This is a genomic window from Micromonospora sp. NPDC005707 (assembly GCF_040631005.1).
Classification (GTDB): domain Bacteria; phylum Actinomycetota; class Actinomycetes; order Mycobacteriales; family Micromonosporaceae; genus Micromonospora.
Map to the genome: position 1 here is coordinate 131,704 of NZ_JBEXYR010000017.1, position 18,460 is coordinate 150,163.

21 protein-coding genes are annotated in these 18,460 nt (G+C 75.1%); 11 read left to right on the plus strand and 10 right to left on the minus strand.

The window, feature by feature from the left end; translation table 11 throughout:
* Positions 1-86 precede the first annotated feature (86 nt).
* Genes ABZ452_RS27755 through ABZ452_RS27765 form a run of 3 tightly spaced genes read left to right on the plus strand, consistent with a single transcriptional unit; the run spans position 87 to position 1,759 of the window.
* Positions 87-1,127, plus strand: a complete 1,041-nt coding sequence (locus tag ABZ452_RS27755) for a LacI family DNA-binding transcriptional regulator (protein WP_357948878.1) — start codon at positions 87-89, stop codon at positions 1,125-1,127.
* Positions 1,128-1,184: 57 nt separating this feature from the next.
* A complete protein-coding gene (locus ABZ452_RS27760; RefSeq protein WP_357948881.1) occupies positions 1,185-1,514 on the plus strand; it encodes a DUF4326 domain-containing protein in 330 nt (109 codons plus the stop codon).
* The gene (locus ABZ452_RS27765; protein ID WP_357948883.1) at positions 1,511-1,759 is read left to right on the plus strand and encodes a hypothetical protein; all 249 of its coding nucleotides are present in this window, start codon (positions 1,511-1,513) and stop codon (positions 1,757-1,759) included. Before ABZ452_RS27760 ends, ABZ452_RS27765 begins: the two co-directional genes overlap by 4 nt.
* Before the next feature lie 32 nt (positions 1,760-1,791).
* On the opposite strand, the gene ABZ452_RS27770 is transcribed toward ABZ452_RS27765, so the two are convergent.
* Positions 1,792-2,322, minus strand: coding sequence for a GNAT family N-acetyltransferase (locus ABZ452_RS27770; protein WP_357948886.1), 531 nt, complete (start codon positions 2,320-2,322; stop codon positions 1,792-1,794).
* 110 nt (positions 2,323-2,432) lie between these two features.
* On the opposite strand from ABZ452_RS27770, the gene ABZ452_RS27775 reads away from it, so the two are divergent.
* On the plus strand, positions 2,433-3,320 hold the full coding sequence (locus tag ABZ452_RS27775; protein WP_357948889.1) for an alpha/beta hydrolase: 888 nt from the start codon (positions 2,433-2,435) through the stop codon (positions 3,318-3,320).
* A 19-nt stretch (positions 3,321-3,339) separates the two neighbouring features.
* Here the strand turns inward: ABZ452_RS27775 and ABZ452_RS27780 are convergent, their stop codons facing one another.
* Positions 3,340-3,648: a TraR/DksA C4-type zinc finger protein gene (locus ABZ452_RS27780; RefSeq protein ID WP_357948891.1), complete on the minus strand. Its 309-nt coding sequence runs from the start codon at positions 3,646-3,648 to the stop codon at positions 3,340-3,342.
* 491 nt (positions 3,649-4,139) lie between these two features.
* On the opposite strand from ABZ452_RS27780, the gene ABZ452_RS27785 reads away from it, so the two are divergent.
* A complete protein-coding gene (locus ABZ452_RS27785) occupies positions 4,140-4,895 on the plus strand; it encodes a BTAD domain-containing putative transcriptional regulator (RefSeq protein ID WP_357948894.1) in 756 nt (251 codons plus the stop codon).
* Here ABZ452_RS27785 and ABZ452_RS27790 read toward each other — a convergent pair.
* The 5 genes from ABZ452_RS27790 to ABZ452_RS27810 form a co-directional block, all read right to left on the minus strand.
* Entirely contained in the window at positions 4,826-5,629 is an 804-nt protein-coding gene (locus ABZ452_RS27790) for a BTAD domain-containing putative transcriptional regulator (protein ID WP_357948897.1), read from the minus strand. The genes ABZ452_RS27785 and ABZ452_RS27790 overlap by 70 nt on opposite strands.
* 82 nt (positions 5,630-5,711) lie before the next feature.
* Positions 5,712-6,086 carry a hypothetical protein gene (locus tag ABZ452_RS27795; protein WP_355058696.1) on the minus strand — a complete coding sequence of 125 codons (375 nt, stop codon included), beginning with the start codon at positions 6,084-6,086 and terminating at the stop codon, positions 5,712-5,714.
* A 29-nt stretch (positions 6,087-6,115) separates the two neighbouring features.
* A complete protein-coding gene (locus tag ABZ452_RS27800) occupies positions 6,116-6,331 on the minus strand; it encodes a hypothetical protein (RefSeq protein WP_357948902.1) in 216 nt (71 codons plus the stop codon).
* Positions 6,332-6,421: 90 nt separating this feature from the next.
* A complete protein-coding gene (locus tag ABZ452_RS27805; RefSeq protein WP_357948905.1) occupies positions 6,422-6,994 on the minus strand; it encodes a hypothetical protein in 573 nt (190 codons plus the stop codon).
* Positions 6,995-7,107: 113 nt separating this feature from the next.
* On the minus strand, positions 7,108-7,947 hold the full coding sequence (locus tag ABZ452_RS27810; RefSeq protein ID WP_357948908.1) for a DUF4253 domain-containing protein: 840 nt from the start codon (positions 7,945-7,947) through the stop codon (positions 7,108-7,110).
* 123 nt (positions 7,948-8,070) lie between these two features.
* On the opposite strand from ABZ452_RS27810, the gene ABZ452_RS27815 reads away from it, so the two are divergent.
* The 6 genes from ABZ452_RS27815 to ABZ452_RS27840 are packed head-to-tail and all read left to right on the plus strand — an operon-like array spanning position 8,071 to position 14,914.
* On the plus strand, positions 8,071-9,630 hold the full coding sequence (locus ABZ452_RS27815; protein WP_357948911.1) for a phage tail sheath subtilisin-like domain-containing protein: 1,560 nt from the start codon (positions 8,071-8,073) through the stop codon (positions 9,628-9,630).
* An 11-nt stretch (positions 9,631-9,641) separates the two neighbouring features.
* On the plus strand, positions 9,642-10,163 hold the full coding sequence (locus ABZ452_RS27820; RefSeq protein WP_262285740.1) for a phage tail protein: 522 nt from the start codon (positions 9,642-9,644) through the stop codon (positions 10,161-10,163).
* A gap of 5 nt (positions 10,164-10,168) precedes the next feature.
* The gene (locus tag ABZ452_RS27825; protein WP_357948915.1) at positions 10,169-10,882 is read left to right on the plus strand and encodes a hypothetical protein; all 714 of its coding nucleotides are present in this window, start codon (positions 10,169-10,171) and stop codon (positions 10,880-10,882) included.
* Positions 10,879-11,760, plus strand: a complete 882-nt coding sequence (locus ABZ452_RS27830; protein WP_357948918.1) for a hypothetical protein — start codon at positions 10,879-10,881, stop codon at positions 11,758-11,760. The genes ABZ452_RS27825 and ABZ452_RS27830 overlap by 4 nt, the downstream gene beginning before the upstream one ends.
* Positions 11,757-13,007: a DUF4255 domain-containing protein gene (locus ABZ452_RS27835; RefSeq protein WP_357948921.1), complete on the plus strand. Its 1,251-nt coding sequence runs from the start codon at positions 11,757-11,759 to the stop codon at positions 13,005-13,007. The genes ABZ452_RS27830 and ABZ452_RS27835 overlap by 4 nt, the downstream gene beginning before the upstream one ends.
* Positions 13,004-14,914, plus strand: coding sequence for an ATP-binding protein (locus ABZ452_RS27840; protein WP_357948923.1), 1,911 nt, complete (start codon positions 13,004-13,006; stop codon positions 14,912-14,914). Before ABZ452_RS27835 ends, ABZ452_RS27840 begins: the two co-directional genes overlap by 4 nt.
* A 42-nt stretch (positions 14,915-14,956) precedes the next feature.
* Here ABZ452_RS27840 and gntF read toward each other — a convergent pair whose 3' ends face one another.
* The 3 genes from gntF to ABZ452_RS27855 are packed head-to-tail and all read right to left on the minus strand — an operon-like array spanning position 14,957 to position 18,397.
* Positions 14,957-16,267, minus strand: a complete 1,311-nt coding sequence (gene gntF, locus ABZ452_RS27845) for a guanitoxin biosynthesis pre-guanitoxin forming N-methyltransferase GntF (protein ID WP_357948926.1) — start codon at positions 16,265-16,267, stop codon at positions 14,957-14,959.
* Positions 16,264-16,770, minus strand: a complete 507-nt coding sequence (locus ABZ452_RS27850) for a pyruvoyl-dependent arginine decarboxylase (protein ID WP_357948929.1) — start codon at positions 16,768-16,770, stop codon at positions 16,264-16,266. The genes gntF and ABZ452_RS27850 overlap by 4 nt, the downstream gene beginning before the upstream one ends.
* A gap of 25 nt (positions 16,771-16,795) precedes the next feature.
* Positions 16,796-18,397, minus strand: a complete 1,602-nt coding sequence (locus tag ABZ452_RS27855; protein WP_357948932.1) for an AMP-binding protein — start codon at positions 18,395-18,397, stop codon at positions 16,796-16,798.
* Between the last annotated feature and the right edge of the window lie 63 nt (positions 18,398-18,460).

The window sequence follows — 18,460 nt, forward strand, 5'->3', positions numbered from 1 at the left end:
CTTACGTAAGCGCTTTCGTACCCTATGCTGTGCCCTACGCCACACGCAAGAGCGCGGTGCGGATCAATGTCTGCCAGGAGTTACCCATGCCCCGACCCGGACCACGGTTGCGTCTCGTCGACGTGGCGGAGCGCGCCGGCGTCTCGCTGGCGACCGCCTCCCGCGCCCTCGCCGGGCGCGAGGGCGTCAGCGAGGAGGTCGCCCGGCACGTCCGCCAGGTCTCCCGGGAACTCGGGTACGTCGCCAACCCGTACGCCCGCACCCTCGCCGGGGGCGCCAGCACCACCGTCGGCCTGATCGTCCACCAGATCGACGACCCGTACTTCTCCGAGATCGCCAGCGGCGTGCTCCAGGTCGCCGCCGAGGAGGGCCTCCTGGTCCAGATCGCCCACTCCGGACGCGACCCGGAGAACGAGCTGCGCCAACTGCGGCACCTCATCAACCAGCAGGTCGGAATCATCCTCATCGCCGGCTCCGGCTACGACGACCCGCGCGTGGAGGCCGAGGCCCGCGCCGAACTCGCCGGCTTCCAGCGGGCCGGCGGACGGGTCGCCGTCATCGGGCGGCACGCCCTGGGCGTCGACGCGGTGGTGCCGGACAACGAGGCCGGAGGCCGCGACATCGGCGCCCACCTGCTGGCCCTGGGCCACCGTCGGATCGCCGTGGCCGCCGGCACCCCGGGTCTGACCACCGTGGCCGACCGGCTCGCCGGGGTGACCGCCGCGCTCGCCGCGCACGGGCACTCCCGCGACGACCTCGCCGTCGTCCACTCCGACTTCACCCGCGACGGCGGCCGGGTGGCCGCCGAGCGGATCCTGCACTACCACCCGGACAGTACGGCGATCATCGCGCTCAACGACGCCATGGCGATCGGCGTGCTGTCCGTGCTGCGGTCGCGGCGCATCCCGGTGCCCGAGCGCGTGTCGGTGGTCGGCTTCGACGACGTGTCCGTCGCCGCCGACCTGGCACCCAGCCTCACCACGGTCCGGCTGCCGATGACCGAGATGGGGCGGATGGCACTGACCCTCGCGCTGAAGCCCAGGGCGACCCGGCCGCGACGACGGTCCACCGGTCACACGCTGATCGTCCGCGACTCCACCGGCCCGGCGCCCGCGCCCGGCGCCTGACCGGATCGGCCGATGCTGCGACACTGACGATCGGGCGGGAACATCGGAGGAGGTGCCGTGCCGGCAACGACGGTCGTGAACCTCAAGGGCCATCGCGACGACCCAGCGTACGCCGACGTCGTCTACGTCGGGCGGGCCATGTCCCGCGGCGGCTGGCGGCTGCCCCAGTCCCCGCTGTCCAGCCCGTACCGGCCCGGCCCCGACGGCACCCGCGACGAGGTGATCGAGAAGTACCGGGCGTACCTGCTCGGCCGGCCCGACCTGCTCGCGCTGCTGCCCGACCTGCGCGGGCGCCGGCTCGGCTGCTGGTGCGTGCCGGAGCGCTGCCACGCTGAGGTGATCGCCGAGCTCGCCGACGCGCCGCCGGAGTCGAGGCCCGAGCCATGATCCCGAGCCTCATCCTCCTCGGCCTCCTGCTCGGGCGCTGGTGGTGGCTGGCGCTGCCGGTCGCCGCCGCCGGTTGGCCCGCCCTGCTGGTCGCCACCGGGGCGATGGACGTCGAGCCGGGGCTGATCGCCGCGTCCGGGCTGGCGCTGCTCAACACCGGCGTCGGCGTGGCCGTCCACCAGGGCGTTCTCCACCTCGTCCGGCGGCTACGCCCGGCGACGGACGGCCCGGCACGCCGTCGGTGAACGGCCGCCATCGGTGGTCGGCGACCCGTTCGTCAGCCGAGCTTCTTCCGCAGGGTCTCGAAGGCCAGGTCCGGCCGCAGGGGCAGGCCGAACCGCACGTCGCCGTACGGGAACGGGCTCAGCTCGCCGGTGCGGACGTAGCCGCGCCGCTCGTACCAGGCGATCAGGTCCTCCCGCTGCGTGATCACGGTCATCCGCAGCTCGCCGCTGTGCCACTGCTCCCGCGCGTGCCGCTCGGCCTCGGCCAGCAGGTCCCGGCCCAGCCCGCCGCCCTGCCGCCCCGGTGCCACCGCGAACATGCCGAAGTAGACGTGGTCGTCGCGGCGCTCCAACTGGCAGCAGGCGACGATCTCCGTGCCGTCCTCGACCACCAGGACCGTCCCGCCCGGGCTCGACACGGCCTCGGCCACCATGTCCGGGTCGGTGCGCTGCCCGGCGAGCAGGTCGGCCTCGGTGGTCCAGCCGGCCCGGCTGCGCTCCCCGCGGTACGCCGACTCGACCAGGTCGACGAGGGCGGCCACGTCGGCGGGACGGGCGGTGCGGACGGTGCGCGGGCTGGTCATCGGCGGTCTCCACGGTCACGACGGGTCACCGGGCCAGGGTACGCAGCCCGGCGGACGAGCGACGATCGGCGGGGCGGCCGGGGTCCCGTGCGGCGTGGTTGACTGCCGGCATGGAGCTGCGCGTCGGTGAGCTCGACCTGCCCGCGACCCTGGACGTCCCGGCCGCGCCGCCGCGCGGCGGCCTGGTGGTGCTGCACGGCTCGCACGCCGACCGGCGGTCGTACTTCCTGTACGAGCATTTGGCCCGGCTGCTGCCACCGGCCGGGATCGCGGTGCTGCGCTACGACCGACGGCCCCGGGTGAACGGGCACGACGTGCCGCTGACCGCGCAGGCCGACGACGCGGCATCGGCCCTCGACGTGCTGCGCCGACAGGTCGGGGACGCCCCCGTCGGGCTGTGGGGGTTCAGCCAGGGCGCGTGGGCGGCGACGCTGACCGTCACCCGGCGCCCGGTGGACTTCCTCGTCCTGCTCGGGTGCAGCGGGGTCAGCCCCGCCGTGCAGATGCGGTACGGCACCGCCGAGCAGTTGCGCCGGCACGGGTACGGTCCGGCCGACCTCGCCGAGCTGGACCGGCTGCGCGGTGTCGCGGAGGGCTTCCTGCGCGGCGACGTGCCCCGGGCGACCGCCCAGGCGGAGCTGGACGCCGCCGTGCGGCGGCCCTGGTTTCCCCTGGTGTACCTGCCCCGCGAGCTGCCCGACGCGCCGGGCAGCTGGGTCGACATGGATTTCGACCCGGAGCCGGTCCTCGCGAAGCTGTCCGGCCCGGTGCTGCTCTGCTACGGCGAGACCGACGCCTGGACGCCGGTCGAGCAGAGCCTGGCCGTGTGGCGGCGCGCCGCGCGCGACGCGGAGCTGACCGTGGCCCGGCTGGCCGGCTGCGACCACGCTCCCACCCTGGGCGGGCGCGAGGACCTGGCCGGCGTCAGCCCGGAGTACGAGCAGGTCCTGCTGGACTGGCTCGGGCGCCGGCTGCCGGGGCGCCGGGCCGTACGGTGACGGCCCGGCACCCGCCGGGTCAGCCGTGCTTCTGCTGGCAGGGCACGCAGAAGCGGGCGTGCGGCAGCGCTTCCAGGCGCTCCACCGGGATCGGCGCGGCGCACCGCTCGCAGCGGCCGTAGCCGCCGTCGGCCATCCGGCGCAGCGCGTCGCCGATCTGCCCGAGGCTCTGCCGGGTGGCCACGATCATCGCGGCGCGGGTGTGCGCCTCGCCGGGGTCGCCGGTGTCCGCCGTGAGCTCGGTCAACCGGGCCGTCTGCGCCGCGAAGTCGTCGGTCAGCGTGGCCCGCAACCGGGTGAGTCGGTCGTCGTGCAGGTCGGTGCCCATCTGGATCCCCTTCCAGGAAAAGAAAAAGGGCCGAAGCCGGATGGCTTCGCCCTGGGTGGCCGTACGCGGATCAACGGGATCCGGGTGGGCCACGGTCGGTGGGGACCGGGCTCGGCAGGCCGTGGATGGGCGCGACGGAACGGCTGCCCGCCGGACGGGCGGGCACGGCCTCGGGACGCCGGCCGCGGGCAGCAGCGAACGCCGCCGTGGTGACGGCGGTCGTGGACAGCAGCCCGGCCGGGTACATCCGCCCACCATAGGCCAGCCCCCGCGGTTCGCCAACGACTTTGCCCAACCGCCGCTCCCCCGGCACGCACGTTCCCGGAGGCAGCCGTTCGGCCGGTCCCGGCCGCCGATCATGACCGGTCGCCGGGCCGGGTGGACGAACGGGATGTCCGGCCACCGACAGGCCCGTTCCCGGGGACCCGCGACCTGCGGTATTCGAAAGGTGACCCTCCGCCCCAACACCCCGGACAGAGCGGAGCGCCGACGTGTGGATCACCACGGGAACAGCGCCGGAGGCCGTACCCCCGCACCGGGCCGGCTGGCGGCTGCGGCTGCTCGGCGGCTTCGCGCTCGACCGCGACGGCGAGCCCGTCGCCCTGCCGGCGACCGCGCAGCGGCTGGTGGCCTTCCTGGCCGTGCGCGGCGCCTCGGACCGGGCCCGCACCGCCTGGTCGATGTGGGCGAGCAAGCCCGAGGAACGGGCCTCGGCCGACCTGCGCACGGCGCTGTGGCGGCTGCGCAAGGCCGCACCCGGCCTGCTCGCCGACTCCACCGGCGCGCTCGCGCTGGCCGCCGGGGTGACGGTGGACACCCGCTGCCTCGCGGGTCGCGGCCCGGTCGACCCGGCGTTCCTGCGCCGGCACGCCGCCGACGGCTGCCCCGACCTGCTCCCCGGCTGGTACGACGACTGGGTGCTCATGCACCGGGAGCTGCTGCGGCACCGGGCCCTGCGGGCACTCGAGGACGCCGCCGGGGCCGCGATCCGCGCCGGTGACCCGGCCGCCGGGCTGAGCTGGGCGCTGGAGGCGGTCGCCGCGGACGCGTTGCGGGAGAGCGGCCACCGGCTGGTGCTCACCGCGATGCTGGCCGACGGGAACGTCAGCGACGCGCTGCGCCACGCCGACCTGGTGGTCCGGCTGCTCGCCGAGCAGCTCGGGGTCCGGCCCTCGCCTCAGCTCATGGCGTTGATCGAGGAGGCGCGCGCCCGGTCGGCGGTGGCCGCCGGCCGGGCGCGCGGGTAGGCGTCGAGCAGCTCGCCCAGCCGCGGATCGGGCTCCATGTCCAACTCCCGCGCCAGCAGCCGGCGGTAGGTGTCCAGGCCGCGGCGGCCCTCCACCCAGTTCCCCTCGGCCAGGTGCGCCTCCAGCAGCACCCGCTGGGCGCTCTCCCGCAGCGGCTCCGCCCCGGCGGCGGTCAGCGCCACCTCGACGGCCTCGGCGCAGCGGCCCGTGGTGACCAGGTGCCGGCTCATCGCCTCCATCCCGTGCAGCACCCGCTGGCGGACCCGCTCCCGTTCGGTGAGCACCCAGTCGTCGTACCAGCCGGGGAGCAGGTCGAACAGGACCCCGCCGGTCGGCAGCGCGGACAGGTCGGCGCCGGCCGGGCGGCCCGCGATCAACCGGCCGGCCCAGGCCGTGACGAGGTCGATGTCGACCAGCACGCCGGGCCGGAACGCGAGGTGGTGCCGGTCCACCCCGATCAGCCCGACGTGCGCCTGGTTGAGCCGCCACAGCGCCGAGCGCAGGTTGCCGGCCGCGCGCGCGTCCGTAGCGTCCGGCCACAGGGTGGCGGCGGCATGACCACGGTCGAGGCGGCGGCGGTGCAGGGCGACGTAGACGAGCAGCCGCTTGCTGCCCTCGGGCACGTCGTACCAGCGGGAACCGTGGCTGACCCGGACGTCGCCGAGCAGCCGCAGCACCGGACCGGACCCGGCCGGCTGGTCGGCCACGAGGGCGTCGACGAAGTCGGCGGTCATCCGGGACCTCCCCTGCGGCGCGGGCCTGGCCCCGGCAGGGTAGAACGCGCTGCGTCACCCCGGCGTCACATCGCGGTGGCCCTCACGGGGTGACGTCCCGGCCGACCAGGATGTCCAGCCGGGCCGGCTCGGCGGTGTCGTTGGTGAAGGTCAGGCTCGCCGGGTCCGCGCCGAGCAGCCGGGCCGCCCCGGTGCCGAGGAAGGCGTGCGCGCCGTCGAGCGCGATCGCCGTGCCGTCGATCTCGTACGACAGGTCGGCGCTGGGTGTGGCCGGCACGATCAGCACCATGCCCACCCGCTCGGTGCCGGCGGGCACCAGGTCCACCTGCTGGCTCTCCCCGGCCGCGATCTCGACCGAGACCTTGTCGTACGCCTCGACGTCGACGACGCCGGTCGCCGCGATCTGCGGGCCGTGGGCCACGCGGACCTGGAGGCTCCAGTTGATCTTCTCGGTCATGTGCCTTCCCCTGGGTCGGGCGGTGGGCGTCACCGCGCTCGGTGACCGGCGAGGATCTCCACCAGTCGGCTGCGCACCACCTCGACGACCGCGTCCGGCGAGGTCACCGCCCGGCTCTCCGGCCGGCCCCCGGCCAGGTCGACGCAGCTCGTCACCAGGGCGCGGAAGCCCAGCTCGTCCGGCCGGTCCTCGAACCACACCCGGACGACCACCACCCCACCGCGGTCGGGGTCAGGGGCTGTCACGGGAGCGCCTCCGGAGCGGGAGTCTGGTGCGCGGGCCCGCCCAGCCTGCGGCCTGCTCGTCACCGGCGCGTCGCCCGCCGCGTCACCGGGCTACCTGGCGGCCGTGCCGGGTACCTCGCCGCCAGAGAAGTTGTGCCGGTTTGCCGCCGCCCGCAGCGCTGCCATCAAGGAGCGCCCTGGGTAGTCGATGAGCGTAGGGTAGCGCCGGCGGTGGTAACAGGCCCAGTAGCTGGCAACCCGCTGTCCGGTGAGCGCCACGAACCCCGGGTTCTCGGCGACGAACCGCCCGTAGACGGCGTCCGTCGGGCTGTGCGGGACGACCAGTTCCGGCCCGAGGACTCTCCGAATGACCAGCAGGATCTCGTCCACGTATTCGCCCACCAACTGCACCACGAACGGGGCCACCCACGGTTGGATCAATCCGACCACCCGCTCCAGCCGCCGCTGCCTCACCCGGCCGTCGTGGTGCCGGGTGTACAGGCAATCCAGCAGCGCACGCTGGACGGCGGACAGCGCCGCCTCCGCGCCAGCGGGCGGCTCGTCAGTGTAGATCCGATATGGAATCACGACGGGCTCAGCATCGACCAGCACACGGAACGGTGAGGCCGGAGCGTGCGGCGCCGGCGGTAGGACCGCCAGTGCCTGCCGCACGTCATCGCTCATCCGACGTGGGAAGGCAGCGGCCAAGGCTGCGGCCTCACCCGAATCCGAGCTGTCGAAGGGCACGGCCGATCGTAGCCCCGGCGGCAGCCGCCGCAGCCATGACGGGACGCCGCTCAGGGGCGGTCGTGCAGGAACCAGGCGTCGCTGTGGGCCACCGCCATGGCCAGCTGCCACTGCTCGTGCTGGAGGCTGCCGCCGAGGGCGAGGAGCTGACCGGCCAGCTCCCAGGCCGGCGGGCCCGGCTGCGGTCGCCGGTTCACGACGAGGTGCAACGTGGTGCTGAAGGCGGCCACCAACTCGGCGCCCCAGTGCTGATGCCACTGCCGCATCGCCGCGGCCCACGCCTCCGGTCCACCGGGGCGGAGCGCGCCGAAGTAGCTGATCCAGGCCGGCGCGAGCCACGGGGACGTCGTGGGCAGCAGCACCAGTTGCACTTCCCGCATCGGATGCCAGGTGCGGGTGCCGACCAGGGGCTCGTAGTACCGGCGGGCGTGGTCGGCGAGGACCGGGTCGGCCAGCAGCGTGTCGTAGAGCCACCGGTCCAGTTCCGGCTCGCTCGTCGGTGCGGGCGGCGGCGCGGCGGCCGAGGACAGCCCTTCGGCGCCCAGGAAGGCGCTGACGTAGCTCTCGATCCGCCAGGGCTCCATCGGACGGTCGTCCGGGTGCCGCCGGAACACCGCCCACGGGTCGACCGCCCGCGCCGCTTGCGCCAGGTCGTTGATCTCGGTCGGGGTGGGCTCGTGGTGCAGGTCGCCGGGAAGTGTGAAGACCGGGCACCGGCCCGTGGTCGGCGTGACCGCCCGGGCCGCCCGCCACGCATCCAGCAGGCGGCCCGGGTCCACCTCGTCGACGATGACGGTGCCGCCGATCCCTTCCTCGACGGGATGGTCCTGGAGAACCGTGCCGTGGAACCCTGCCGCGATCGTCCGGAGGTCCCACTCTGGCGCTGTCACGGCGCCGACCGTACCGGCAGCCACCGACACCGGGCCGACACGGCCGGGTGACGGCGCGGTGACGGGCGGGCGGCACAGTCGCGCCAGCGGCGTACGGCACGCCCGTGGAGTCGAGGAGTCGTCATGGCGGCAACGCTCAGCCATCCCGGGGTCTACATCCAGGAGATACCCGGCGGCAGTCGCACCATCACCGGCGTCGCCACGGCCGTGGCCGCGTTCGTCGGGCGGGCGCTGCGCGGGCCGGTCGACGTGCCGGTGGCCATCTCCTCGTACGCGGAGTTCGAACGCACCTTCGGTGGCCTGTGGCGGGACAGCGGCCTCGGCTACGCGGTGCGCGACTTCTACCTCAACGGCGGCAACCAGGCCGTGATCGTCCGGCTGGCCCGCGACGCCACCAGCGCGCAACTCGACCTCAACGGGGCGCTCACCCTCGACGCGCTCGGGCCGGGCGGCTGGGGCAACGCGTTGCACGCCGAGGTGACCCACGCGACCGGCGAGGAGGCCGCCACGATCGCCGACCAGCAGGGGGTGGACGCCGACGAGCTGTTCCACCTGACCGTGCGGGAGGGCCCGGCGGAGAACCCGGTGCTGGTCGAGACGTACCCGAACGTGACCCTGGTGGACGGACCGCGCCGGCTGGACACCGTGCTGGCCGCCTCCCGGCTGGTCCGGGTCGGCGCCTCGCCGGCGCTGCCCGGCACCGGCCGTCCCGACGCGGGCGGCTACGACGTGGACACCGCCGACGCGGCCGCCACCGGCACCGACGGCACCCACCTGACCGCCGCCGAGTACACCGACGGCGGCGCGCTGGAGGGCACCAAGCAGGGCATCTACGCGCTGCGCGACGCCGACCTGTTCACCCTGCTCTGCCTGCCGCCGTCCGTGCCCGACCAGGCGCTCGACGACACCGTGTGGGCCGACGCGCTGGATTTCTGCGTACGCCAGCGGGCCTTCCTGCTGGTCGACCCGCCGCCCACCGAGACCGCCGACACCGTGCGGGCCTGGGTCGGCGCGCGCGGGCTGACCGCCAACGGCCGCAACGGCGCGCTCTACTTCCCCCGGGTGCGCCGGCCCGACCCGCTGCGCGACGGCGCGGTGCGCGAGTTCGCGCCGTGCGGCGCGGTCGCCGGGGTGATGGCCCGCACCGACGCGGCGCGCGGGGTGTGGAAGGCGCCCGCCGGGGTGGAGGCGGCCCTCGCCGGGGTGACCGGGCCGGCGCTCGCGCTCACCGACGGCGAGAACGGCAACCTCAACCCGTACGCGGTGAACTGCCTGCGCACCTTCCGGGCCACCGGAACCCTGGTCTGGGGCGCGCGGACGTTGCGCGGCGCGGACGTGCTCGCCGACGAGTACCGGTACGTGCCGGTGCGACGGCTGGCGCTGTTCCTGGAGGAGACGCTGGTGCGCTCCACCCAGTGGGTGGTGTTCGAGCCCAACGACGAGCCGCTGTGGGCGCAGGTCCGCGCCTCCATCGGCGGGTTCCTCCAGGACCTGTTCCGGCAGGGCGCCTTCCAGGGCCGCACCCCGCGGGAGGCGTACTTCGTCAAGTGCGACAGCGAGACCACCACGCAGTACGACATCGACCGGGGGGTGCTGAACATCCTGGTCGGCTTCGCGGCCGTGAAGCCGGCCGAGTTCGTGGTGATCGGCATCCAGCAGCGGACCGCGGCCGCGGCGACCTAGGAGGGGCGGGCATGGCCGAGTTCACGGTCAACGCGCAGCGCTTCGACCCGTACAAGAACTTCAAGTTCCGGGCGAAGTGGGACGGGCGATACGTCGCCGGGATCAGCAAGATCGGCACGCTGAAGCGGAGCACCGAGGTGGTCACCCACCGCCACGGCGGCGACCCCAGCAGCAGCCGCAAGTCGCCGGGGCGCACCGAGTACGACGCGATCATGCTGGAGCGCGGCGTCACCCACGACCCGGACTTCGAGCAGTGGGCCAACAAGGTGTGGAACTACGGCTCCGGGCTGGGCGCCGAGACCTCCCTGGCGGACTTCCGCAAGGACATCATCATCGAGATGTACAACGAGGCCGGGCAGCTGGTCATCGCGTACAAGGTCTACCGGTGCTGGGTGTCCGAGTGGGTCGCGCTGCCCGAACTGGACGCCAACGCCAACGCCGTGGCCATCCAGAGCATCAAGCTGGAGAACGAGGGCTGGGAACGCGACTACACGGTGGCCGAGCCCGCCGAACCGTCCTTCGTCGAACCCTGACCGCGATGACCACGCTGGACGACCCCGGCCGGCTGCTCGCCGTCTGGGAGGCCGCCGCGACCGCACCGCCGGCCGCCCGCGGCCCGGTGCTGCTGCACGCCGCCGGGCTCCTCCCCGACCTCGACGCCGCCCTGGACCTGCCGGTCGGCACGGTGGCCGCGCTCGCCGCCCGGCTGAGCGTCGACAGCTTCGGCGACCCGGTCGACGCCGTGCTCACCTGCGGCTGCGGCGAGGTCCTCGACGTGGCGCTGCCCCTCGACCCGGTGGCCGGGCTCCCGGCCGGCGACGCCGGCGCCGTGGCCGGCGGCACGCTGCGGGTCCGCGCCCCCACCGCCCGGGACCTGCTGGCCGCCGGGCGGTCCGACGACCCGCTCGGCACGCTGCTGGCCCGCTGCGTCCGCGACACCGACGGCCGGCCCGTCGCACCCGGCGACCTGACCGCCGAGCAGCGCCGGGCCGTCGACGCCGCCGCCGAGGAACTGGCCGGCGCGGCGGCCGTGGTGCTGCGGACCCGCTGCCCCGGCTGCGGGGACACCGTGGTCGCCGCGCTGGACGTGGCCGAGCTGCTGTGGGAGCGGGTGGCCGGCCGCGCCCCGGCGGTGCTGGCCGAGGTGGCCACCCTCGCCGCCGCGTACGGCTGGGCCGAGACCGACATCCTCGCCCTGCCGGCCGGGCGGCGGCGCGCGTACCTGGCCCTCGCGGCGGGGCGGGCGGCGTGAGCGGCGCCGAGGGGTTCTTCGCCCGGATGGCCCAGCGGGCCACCGGCCGGGAACCGCTGGTGCGGCTCCGCGCCCCGCAGCCCTTCGAGGTCCCGTTGCCCGACCCGCCGGCCGACGTGCCGGTCGAGGTGCCCGCGTCGTGGTCAGGGTCGACCGCGCGGACGCCGGCACCGTCCCGCGGGATCCCGGAACGGCCGGCCGCGCCGCCCGGCCCCGCTGCCCTGCGCACGACACCGGTACCGGCGGTGCCGGCCGACCCGGACCGGTTCCCGACCGACCGGAACCCGCCCGCCACGCCGCCCGAGGCCGCCCCGGCCGCCCCGGACCGGACCGCCGCGCGGACATCACCCGCCGACCCGGCGGGCCCCGAGCCGGATGCCGCCGCCCCGACCACCACCGCTCCCCCGCCGGTCACCCGAGCACCCGACGCCGAGCCGCCACCCGACCCCACCCGGCCGGCCGCCGCCGTCCCGCCCGCGCCGCCGGCCCCGCCGCCCGCCGCCCGCCGGCCCGCACCCACTCCGGTACGCGCCGCCGCGCCGGACCTGGCCCGGCTGCTCCGCGAACGCCTCGGCCCGGCGCTGATCGCCCGTCGCGCCGTGGAACCCGGAGAGCGCCTCGTCTTCGTCGACCGGCCGGTCCGGGCCGGCGCGCCGCCCCGGCCCGGCACCGCCGAGGTGCTCACCGGCCCGATCCGTCCCGCACCCGGCTCGCCCGGGACGGCCGAGGACGCCCCGCCGGCCGGCGACGTGCACCTGCACATCGACCGGGTGGTGGTCACCCGGGCGCCCGCACCGCCACCACCCGCGCCGCCCGGGCCGCCGCCGTCCACGGTGGACCACACCGCGTACCTCGCCCGCCGCCGGGAGGGCCGATGAGCAACGGCCTGGCCATCGCCGCGGTCACCTCGACCCTGCGGTACGTGCTCGAACGCGCCCTCGACGCCACCCACCCCGGGCCGGTCGGCGGCGCCACCGTCACCACCCTGCGCCCCAACCAGCTCTCCGACACCACGCTGGTCTCCACGCCCGGCATCAACATCTACCTGTACGACGTGCGACCCAACCACGCCTGGAACCTCACCGACCTGCCCACCCGCAGCCGCGACGGCGGCTTCACCCGCCGGCCCGTCGCCGCGCTGGACCTGTACTACCTGCTCACCTGCTACGGAGAGGCCGAGTCCCTCGACGCGCAGCGGCTGCTCGGCCGGGCCGTGCTCGCCCTCGCGGTCACCCCGACGCTCACCCGGGACCTGGTCACCGCGGCCATCGACCTGTACGCCGACGACGTGCCGACCGCGTTCCTCGCCGAATCCGACCTGGCCGACCAGGTGGAGCGGGTCAAGGTCGCCCCGTACACGCTGTCGGTGGAGGAGATGTCCAAGCTGTGGGCCACCTTCGCCACCCCGCACCAGCTCTCCCAGACGTACGTGGCGACGGCCGCGCTGGTCGAGGCGGACGTCATCCCGCGTCGGGCCCTGCCGGTGCGGCAGCGCACGGTCACCGTGCTGGCCGGTGGTCCCGCCGTGCTGACCGCCCTGGTCACCGACCCGCCCGGCGGGACCGCCGCCACCGGGGACCGGATCGAGCTGCGCGGCGCCGGGCTGCGCGGCCGGCCCGGGCAGACCACCCGGGTCCACGTCGGACCGGCCATCCTCACCCCCGAGGCGGGCGGCACCGACACCACCCTGTCCGTCACCCTCGACGGCACCGTGCCGGCCGGGCTGCACGGCGTACGGGTCGCGCACGTCACGCCGGCCGCCGGCGGCGCGCCCGCCCGGGTCACCGCAGGCTCCAACGCGCTGCCGCTGCTGGTGCGCCCCACCGCGTCGGTGGTGGACGGCCCGCCCGACATCGTGCTCGGCGTCGACCCGCCGCTGGTGGCCCGGCAGCGCGCCACGGTCCTGCTCACCCGGCTCACCCCCGGCCCGGCCGGCGAACCGGACGCGCTGGCCATCCGGCTCGCCCCGCTCGGCCCGGACGCCGCCCCGCAGGACCGGCTCGCCCTCGCCGCCGCTGACGTGCCCACCGGCGACTGGCTGGTCCGGGTGCAGGTCGACGGCGTCGACAGCCTGCCCGACCTGGTCGGAGAGGTTTACGGCGCGCCCGCCCTGACCGTGCCGTGACCGCCGCCGACCGCCGGGCCCGCCCGACCGACCCGCCCGCGGTGCCGTGGGACGAGGCGAACCGGCTGGCGCTGGTGGCCGAGCTGGACGTGCTGCGGGTGCGGCTGGTCGCGTACCCGGGAGAACCCGACCGGGCGGAACTCGCCGCGGCCGAGGGGCGGTTGGCGGCCGCCCGCGCGCTGCTCGACCGGCCCACGGCGCTCGACGCGCTCGCCGCCGCGCTGCGCCTCACCGGCTTCGAACGGGCCGTCCTGCTGCTGGCCACCGGACCGGAGCTGGCCGGCGAGGTGGCCGACGAACTCACCGCCGCGCACGGGCAGCCCCGCCCCACCTTCGGCCTCGCCCTGGCCGCGCTGCCCGGCGCGCACTGGAACGCGCTCACCCCCGACGGGCCGCTGCGCCGCTGGGGCCTCGTGCGCCTGCTCGACCCGGACACCCCCACCGGCAGCCCCCTGGTCACCGAGGAACGGGTGCTGCACCACCTCATGGGCGTCCGCTACCTGGAACCCGACCTCGCCGCCGTGGCCCGGCCCGTCCCGCCACCGGCCGCGCTGCCGCCCGCCTTCGCCGCCGTCGCGGCGGCCATCCGCACCGTCTGGGAGCACGGCCGCCCCGCCGTGCTCCAGGGACCGCAGCCGGCCAACCTGCCGGTGGTCGCGGCCGCCGCCGCCGACGCCGCCGGCCGCGAGCTGCGGCTGGTCGCCGTGGCCGACCTGCCCTCCGCGGTACGCGACCGCGACCGGCTGCTGCGCCTGATCGGGCGCGAGAGCCTGCTCGCGCCGGCCGCCTGGGCGTTCGACGCCGACGGGGCCCGCCCCGAGGATGCCCGCGCCCTGATCCGCGCCCTGGGCACCCTGCCCGCCCCGGTCGCCGTGCTGGGCGCCGTCGACACCGTGTTGGCCGACGGCGTGCTGGTCGGCGTACCCCGGTTGCCCATCGCGGAACGGGCGGCGGCGCTGGACGCCGCGCTCGACCGGCACCTAGCCGACCGGGCGGCGGGCGAGGCGGCCGCGGTGGCCGGGGTGTTCGACCTGGCCCTGCCCGACCTGGAGCTGGCCGCCGGGGACGCCGCCGCCGGCACGCCGCTGTGGCAGGCGTGCCGGGCCCGCTCCCGCAGCCGCTACGGCGGGCAGGCCCGGGTGGTCCGGCCCCGCGCCGGCTGGGCCGACCTGGTGCTGCCCGACACCCACGTGGCGCAGCTGCGCTCGCTGGTCGCCGCCGTGCACCACCGCACCCGGGTGCTGCACGACTGGGGGTTCGCCGAGCGGAGCAGCCGCGGCCTGGGCACCGCCGCGCTGTTCGCCGGCCCCAGCGGCACCGGCAAGACCCTCGCCGCCGAGGTGATCGCCCAGGAGCTGGGCCTGGACCTGGTGGTGGTCGACCTCAGCCAGGTGGTCAGCAAGTTCATCGGCGAGACGGAGAAGAACCTCAGCCGGGTTTTCGACGCCGCCGAGGACGGCGCGGCCGTGCTGCTGTTCGACGAGGCGGACACCCTGTTCGGCAAGCGCACCGAGGTGCGCGACAGCCACGACCGGTACGCGAACCTCGAGGTCGGCTACATGCTCCAGCGGATGGAGTCGTTCACCGGGCTGGCCATCCTCACCACCAACGCCCGGTCCGTGCTGGACCAGGCGTTCCTGCGCCGGCTGCGGCTCGTGGTGACGTTCCCCTACCCGGACCGGGCCGCCCGGGAGACCCTGTGGCGGCGGGCGTTCCCGGGGGGCGTGCCGGCCGACGTCGACCCGCAACGGCTGGCCGCCGTGGACCTGCCCGGGGGCGGGATCGCGGCGGCGGCGCTGACCGCCGCCTACCTGGGGGCGGACGGGGAGCGGATCACCGGGGAGCAGGTGGCGACCGCGACCCGGTGGGAGCTGGCCAAGAACGGGCGCTCCCTGGGCGGCCGCTGACTCCTGGTCCGGAGCGTTCGGGTCACGTGCGGCCCACCTTGTCTATTGTTCGCGGCTGCGGGCCCAGCCGAGCACGACCGCCGAGTAGCCGTGTGCGGCGTCCTGGGCCACCTGCCGGACCTCGATCGATCCGTCCAGAGGCCCGAATGCGCGCCGGAGCGACGCCCGGAGGTCGTGTTCGTCGACGTTGGCACTGGGAAAGGTCTTACCGGCCACGGTGTAGCCGCGGCAGCGGCGCAGGGCTGCGGTGACGAACAGGCCTCCCGGCCGGACCAGACCGGTGATGTGGTGCATGAACAGGGCCCAGGTGGCGCGGTCGTCGGTGGCGGAGTCGGCGCAGTAGGCACTGATCACCGTCGCGTAACGCCGGTCCACCGGGCGCGGATGCCGGGCGTCCACCCGGATCAGCCGGGTGATCTTCTCCCGGACGAGGTTCTCCCGAGCGGTCACGTCCTCGTCGGTCGGGCAGCTGACTCCCTCGCACTGCAGCGTGTAGCGGACGAAGGGTCGCCAGTCGTGGGCATCGGGATCGCGGTCGATCCACCGCTGGATCTCGGCGAGGTTCGCCGGCAGGTAGTCGCCCAGATGGATCTCGGAGGCGATCCGAGCGGCCGCGAACACGTGATGCAGGGTGGGCCCGACCCCGAAGAACAGGACGGCCCGACCTGGTTCCGCCCGGCGCATCGCGTCGACGAGGAACGCGATGGTGGCGATCTCGTCCGGTTCGACCGCGCGGTAGTAGCCGGTGAGGTACTCCGCCGGAACCCACTCCCTGTCGAACGACGCGTATCTGCGGCGGCGGGCCAGGAAGGCCCTGCTGGCGCGGGCCAGCCCGAATTCGTACAGCGCGGCACCGACATTCGCGCCGCTGAGGAAGACGAGTGCCTCGTTCGACGTGATCGAGTTGCTGACGATGGCGGCGCCGAAAGCACCCGCGTAGTAGGGCAGCTCCTTGGCGACCTCCGTGCCGGCGTAACCGATGGCCGCCGCCAGACGCGGTACGCGGGCATTGCCGGTGGTGCGCCGGGCTACCTCGTAGGCGGCTTTGGACAGCACGTTCGTGCTCGTCCCCGTCGCCGCCAGCAGCGTCCAGTTCGCGCGCAGATTGGCGCGCAGGCCATACCCCCAGATGGCGTAGCTCGCGGCGAGGAGAACCAGCGCCGACTCTCGATCGAGGCCGTCGAGCACCCCGGAGGCGACCAGGCCGACCCCCGCCGTCGCCGCGATCGAGTCCAACGCATAGGCCGACGCCGCGGTGGCAGCGATGCTGACGGCCCAGTTCCTGAGCCCCCGGCGACCCGTCACGGTGGCCCTGGGGATCCGAATCGCGTTCCGGGCGGCGGTCCCGTTCATGCCGGCGCCCCCGCCCGGGCAGGTCGACGGCCCGGATTCCAGGCCTCTGCGGTGAACACCGCGACCACCAGCGCGCAGACCGGTTGCCCGGTGCAGCGAACACCCGCTACTTCGACTCCACGAGACGGGAAGCTGACGCCGCGATTGCGGGACAGTGCGTCGAGGGAGGAACCGATCAGTCCGCGCACGCTCACTTCGTCGTCAGCCTCGTGTTCCACCAGCAGCCCATGGCCACGCGCGTCCTGCACCCAGCCGATGCCGGCCCACACCTGCGCCCCCGGCACCGTGGTGCGGGCCTCCGCCAGCACACAGTAGAGCCGGTCCCCCCACCTGCCGGGTGCGGAGCTGAGCCGGTCGACCTGGTGCACGGAACTGGCGGGCGGCAGTACCGAGCTCAGGCGAATCAGGTTTCGATCGGCGATGCCTGCCGCCACCAGCGCGGCGTCGAAGGCTGCCAGACAGGTCGGACCGCGGCCGACGGCGCCGGTCACCAGGATGATCATCGTGTGCTCCGATCGGGATTCAAGATCAGGCTCCACTCGTCCGGCTCGCGGGGGCCGGTTCCGACCGGAGCCGTTCGGCCTCGACCAGCACGCGGCGCAGCAGTTTGCCCGACGGCGCCCTCGGCACCGACGCGGTGAACTGGACGGCGCGGAGCCGCTTGTAGGGAGCGACCCGCTCGGCCACATAGCTGAGCAGTTCCTCGGCTGTCGCCTGCCCCTTCAGGACCACGTGCGCGACCGGCACCTCGCCGGCGTCCGGGTCGGGTCGGGGCACCACGGCGACGTCGGCGACCGCGGGATGAGTGAGAAGCAGGTACTCGAGCTCGGCCGGGGCGACCTGGTAGCCCTGGTACTTGATGAGCTCCTTCAACCGGTCGACCACGTACAGGTGGCCATCCTCGTCGAAGTAGCAGAGATCGCCCGTGTGCAGCCAGCCGTCAGCGTCGATGGTGGCGGCCGTCGCCGCCGGGCGGCCGCGATAACCCCGCATGAGCTGCGGGCCGCGAACCCACAACTCGCCGGCGCGGCCGGCGGGCAGGTCGGCGCCCCGGTCCGGGTCGACGATGCGCGCCTCGGTGTTGGGCACCAGCCTGCCGACCGATCCGCGCCGCACGTCGTCCAGCGGCCCGACGGCGATGAGAGCGGAGGCCTCCGTCATGCCGAAGCCCTGGCTGGTCACGCAACCGAGCCGCTCGGCGCAGCGCTGCTCGACGTCGGCGCCGAGGGGCGCCGCACCCACGCCGAGGTTCCGCAACGACGACAGGTCGTACCTGTCGACCAGCGGATCGTTGGCCAGCGCCAGCGCCAGCGGTGGGGACACGATGGTGACCGTCCCCCGGTGATCCTGAATCGCCCGCAGGAAGGCCTCGACGTCGGGGCGCGCCACGGTGACGACGGTGGCACCCACCGCCAGGCTGCACGGCAGGATGATGTTGAGCCCGATGACGTGGAAGAACGGTGCGGCGGCGACGACCACGTCGTCCTCCCGGAACCCCAGCACGGCCTGGCTCTGGCGGACGTTCGTGACCAGGCTGGCGTGGGTGAGTTCCACCGCCTTGGGGAGGCCGCTGGTGCCGCTCGAACAGGGCAGGGCGGCCAGTGCGCCGTCGCAGTCGGTCGCCACCGTCGTCGGCGGATGCCGATGGTCGATCAGTTCGCGGAACGGGGTCGCGCCCGCTGCCTGCCCGAAGACGAACACCTCCTCGACGCCGGCCTGCTCGGCGGCGGCCAGCGCTCGGTCGAGGAACGGCGGCACCGTGACCAGCAGTCGCGCCCTGGCATCGACGAGCTGGTGGGTCAACTCCTGGACGGTGAGCATCGGGTTGGCCCCGGTGACGACCCCGCCGGCCGCCATCGTTCCGTAGACCGCCAGGGCGTACTCGGGCAGATTGGGACTGTAGAGGGCCAGCACGTCCCCCGGCGCGAAGCCGCGGGCGGCCAGGCCGGCCGCGACCCGCTGCGCCCCCGCAGCGAGGTCGCGGTAGCTGATCGTACGGCCGCTCGCGGCGTCGACCAGGGCTGGTTTGTCACCGAGCCGGGCGGCCTGCCGCAGGGCGAGCGCGTGCACGGTGGTGCCGCCGACCTCCACCTGCGGAAGGTCACTGCGGAACGTGTGGACGACGGGCATGATGACTCCCTCTGCCGCCGGACGCCGACACCGGCGCGAGCGGGCTGTCGCTGGTGGACCGGG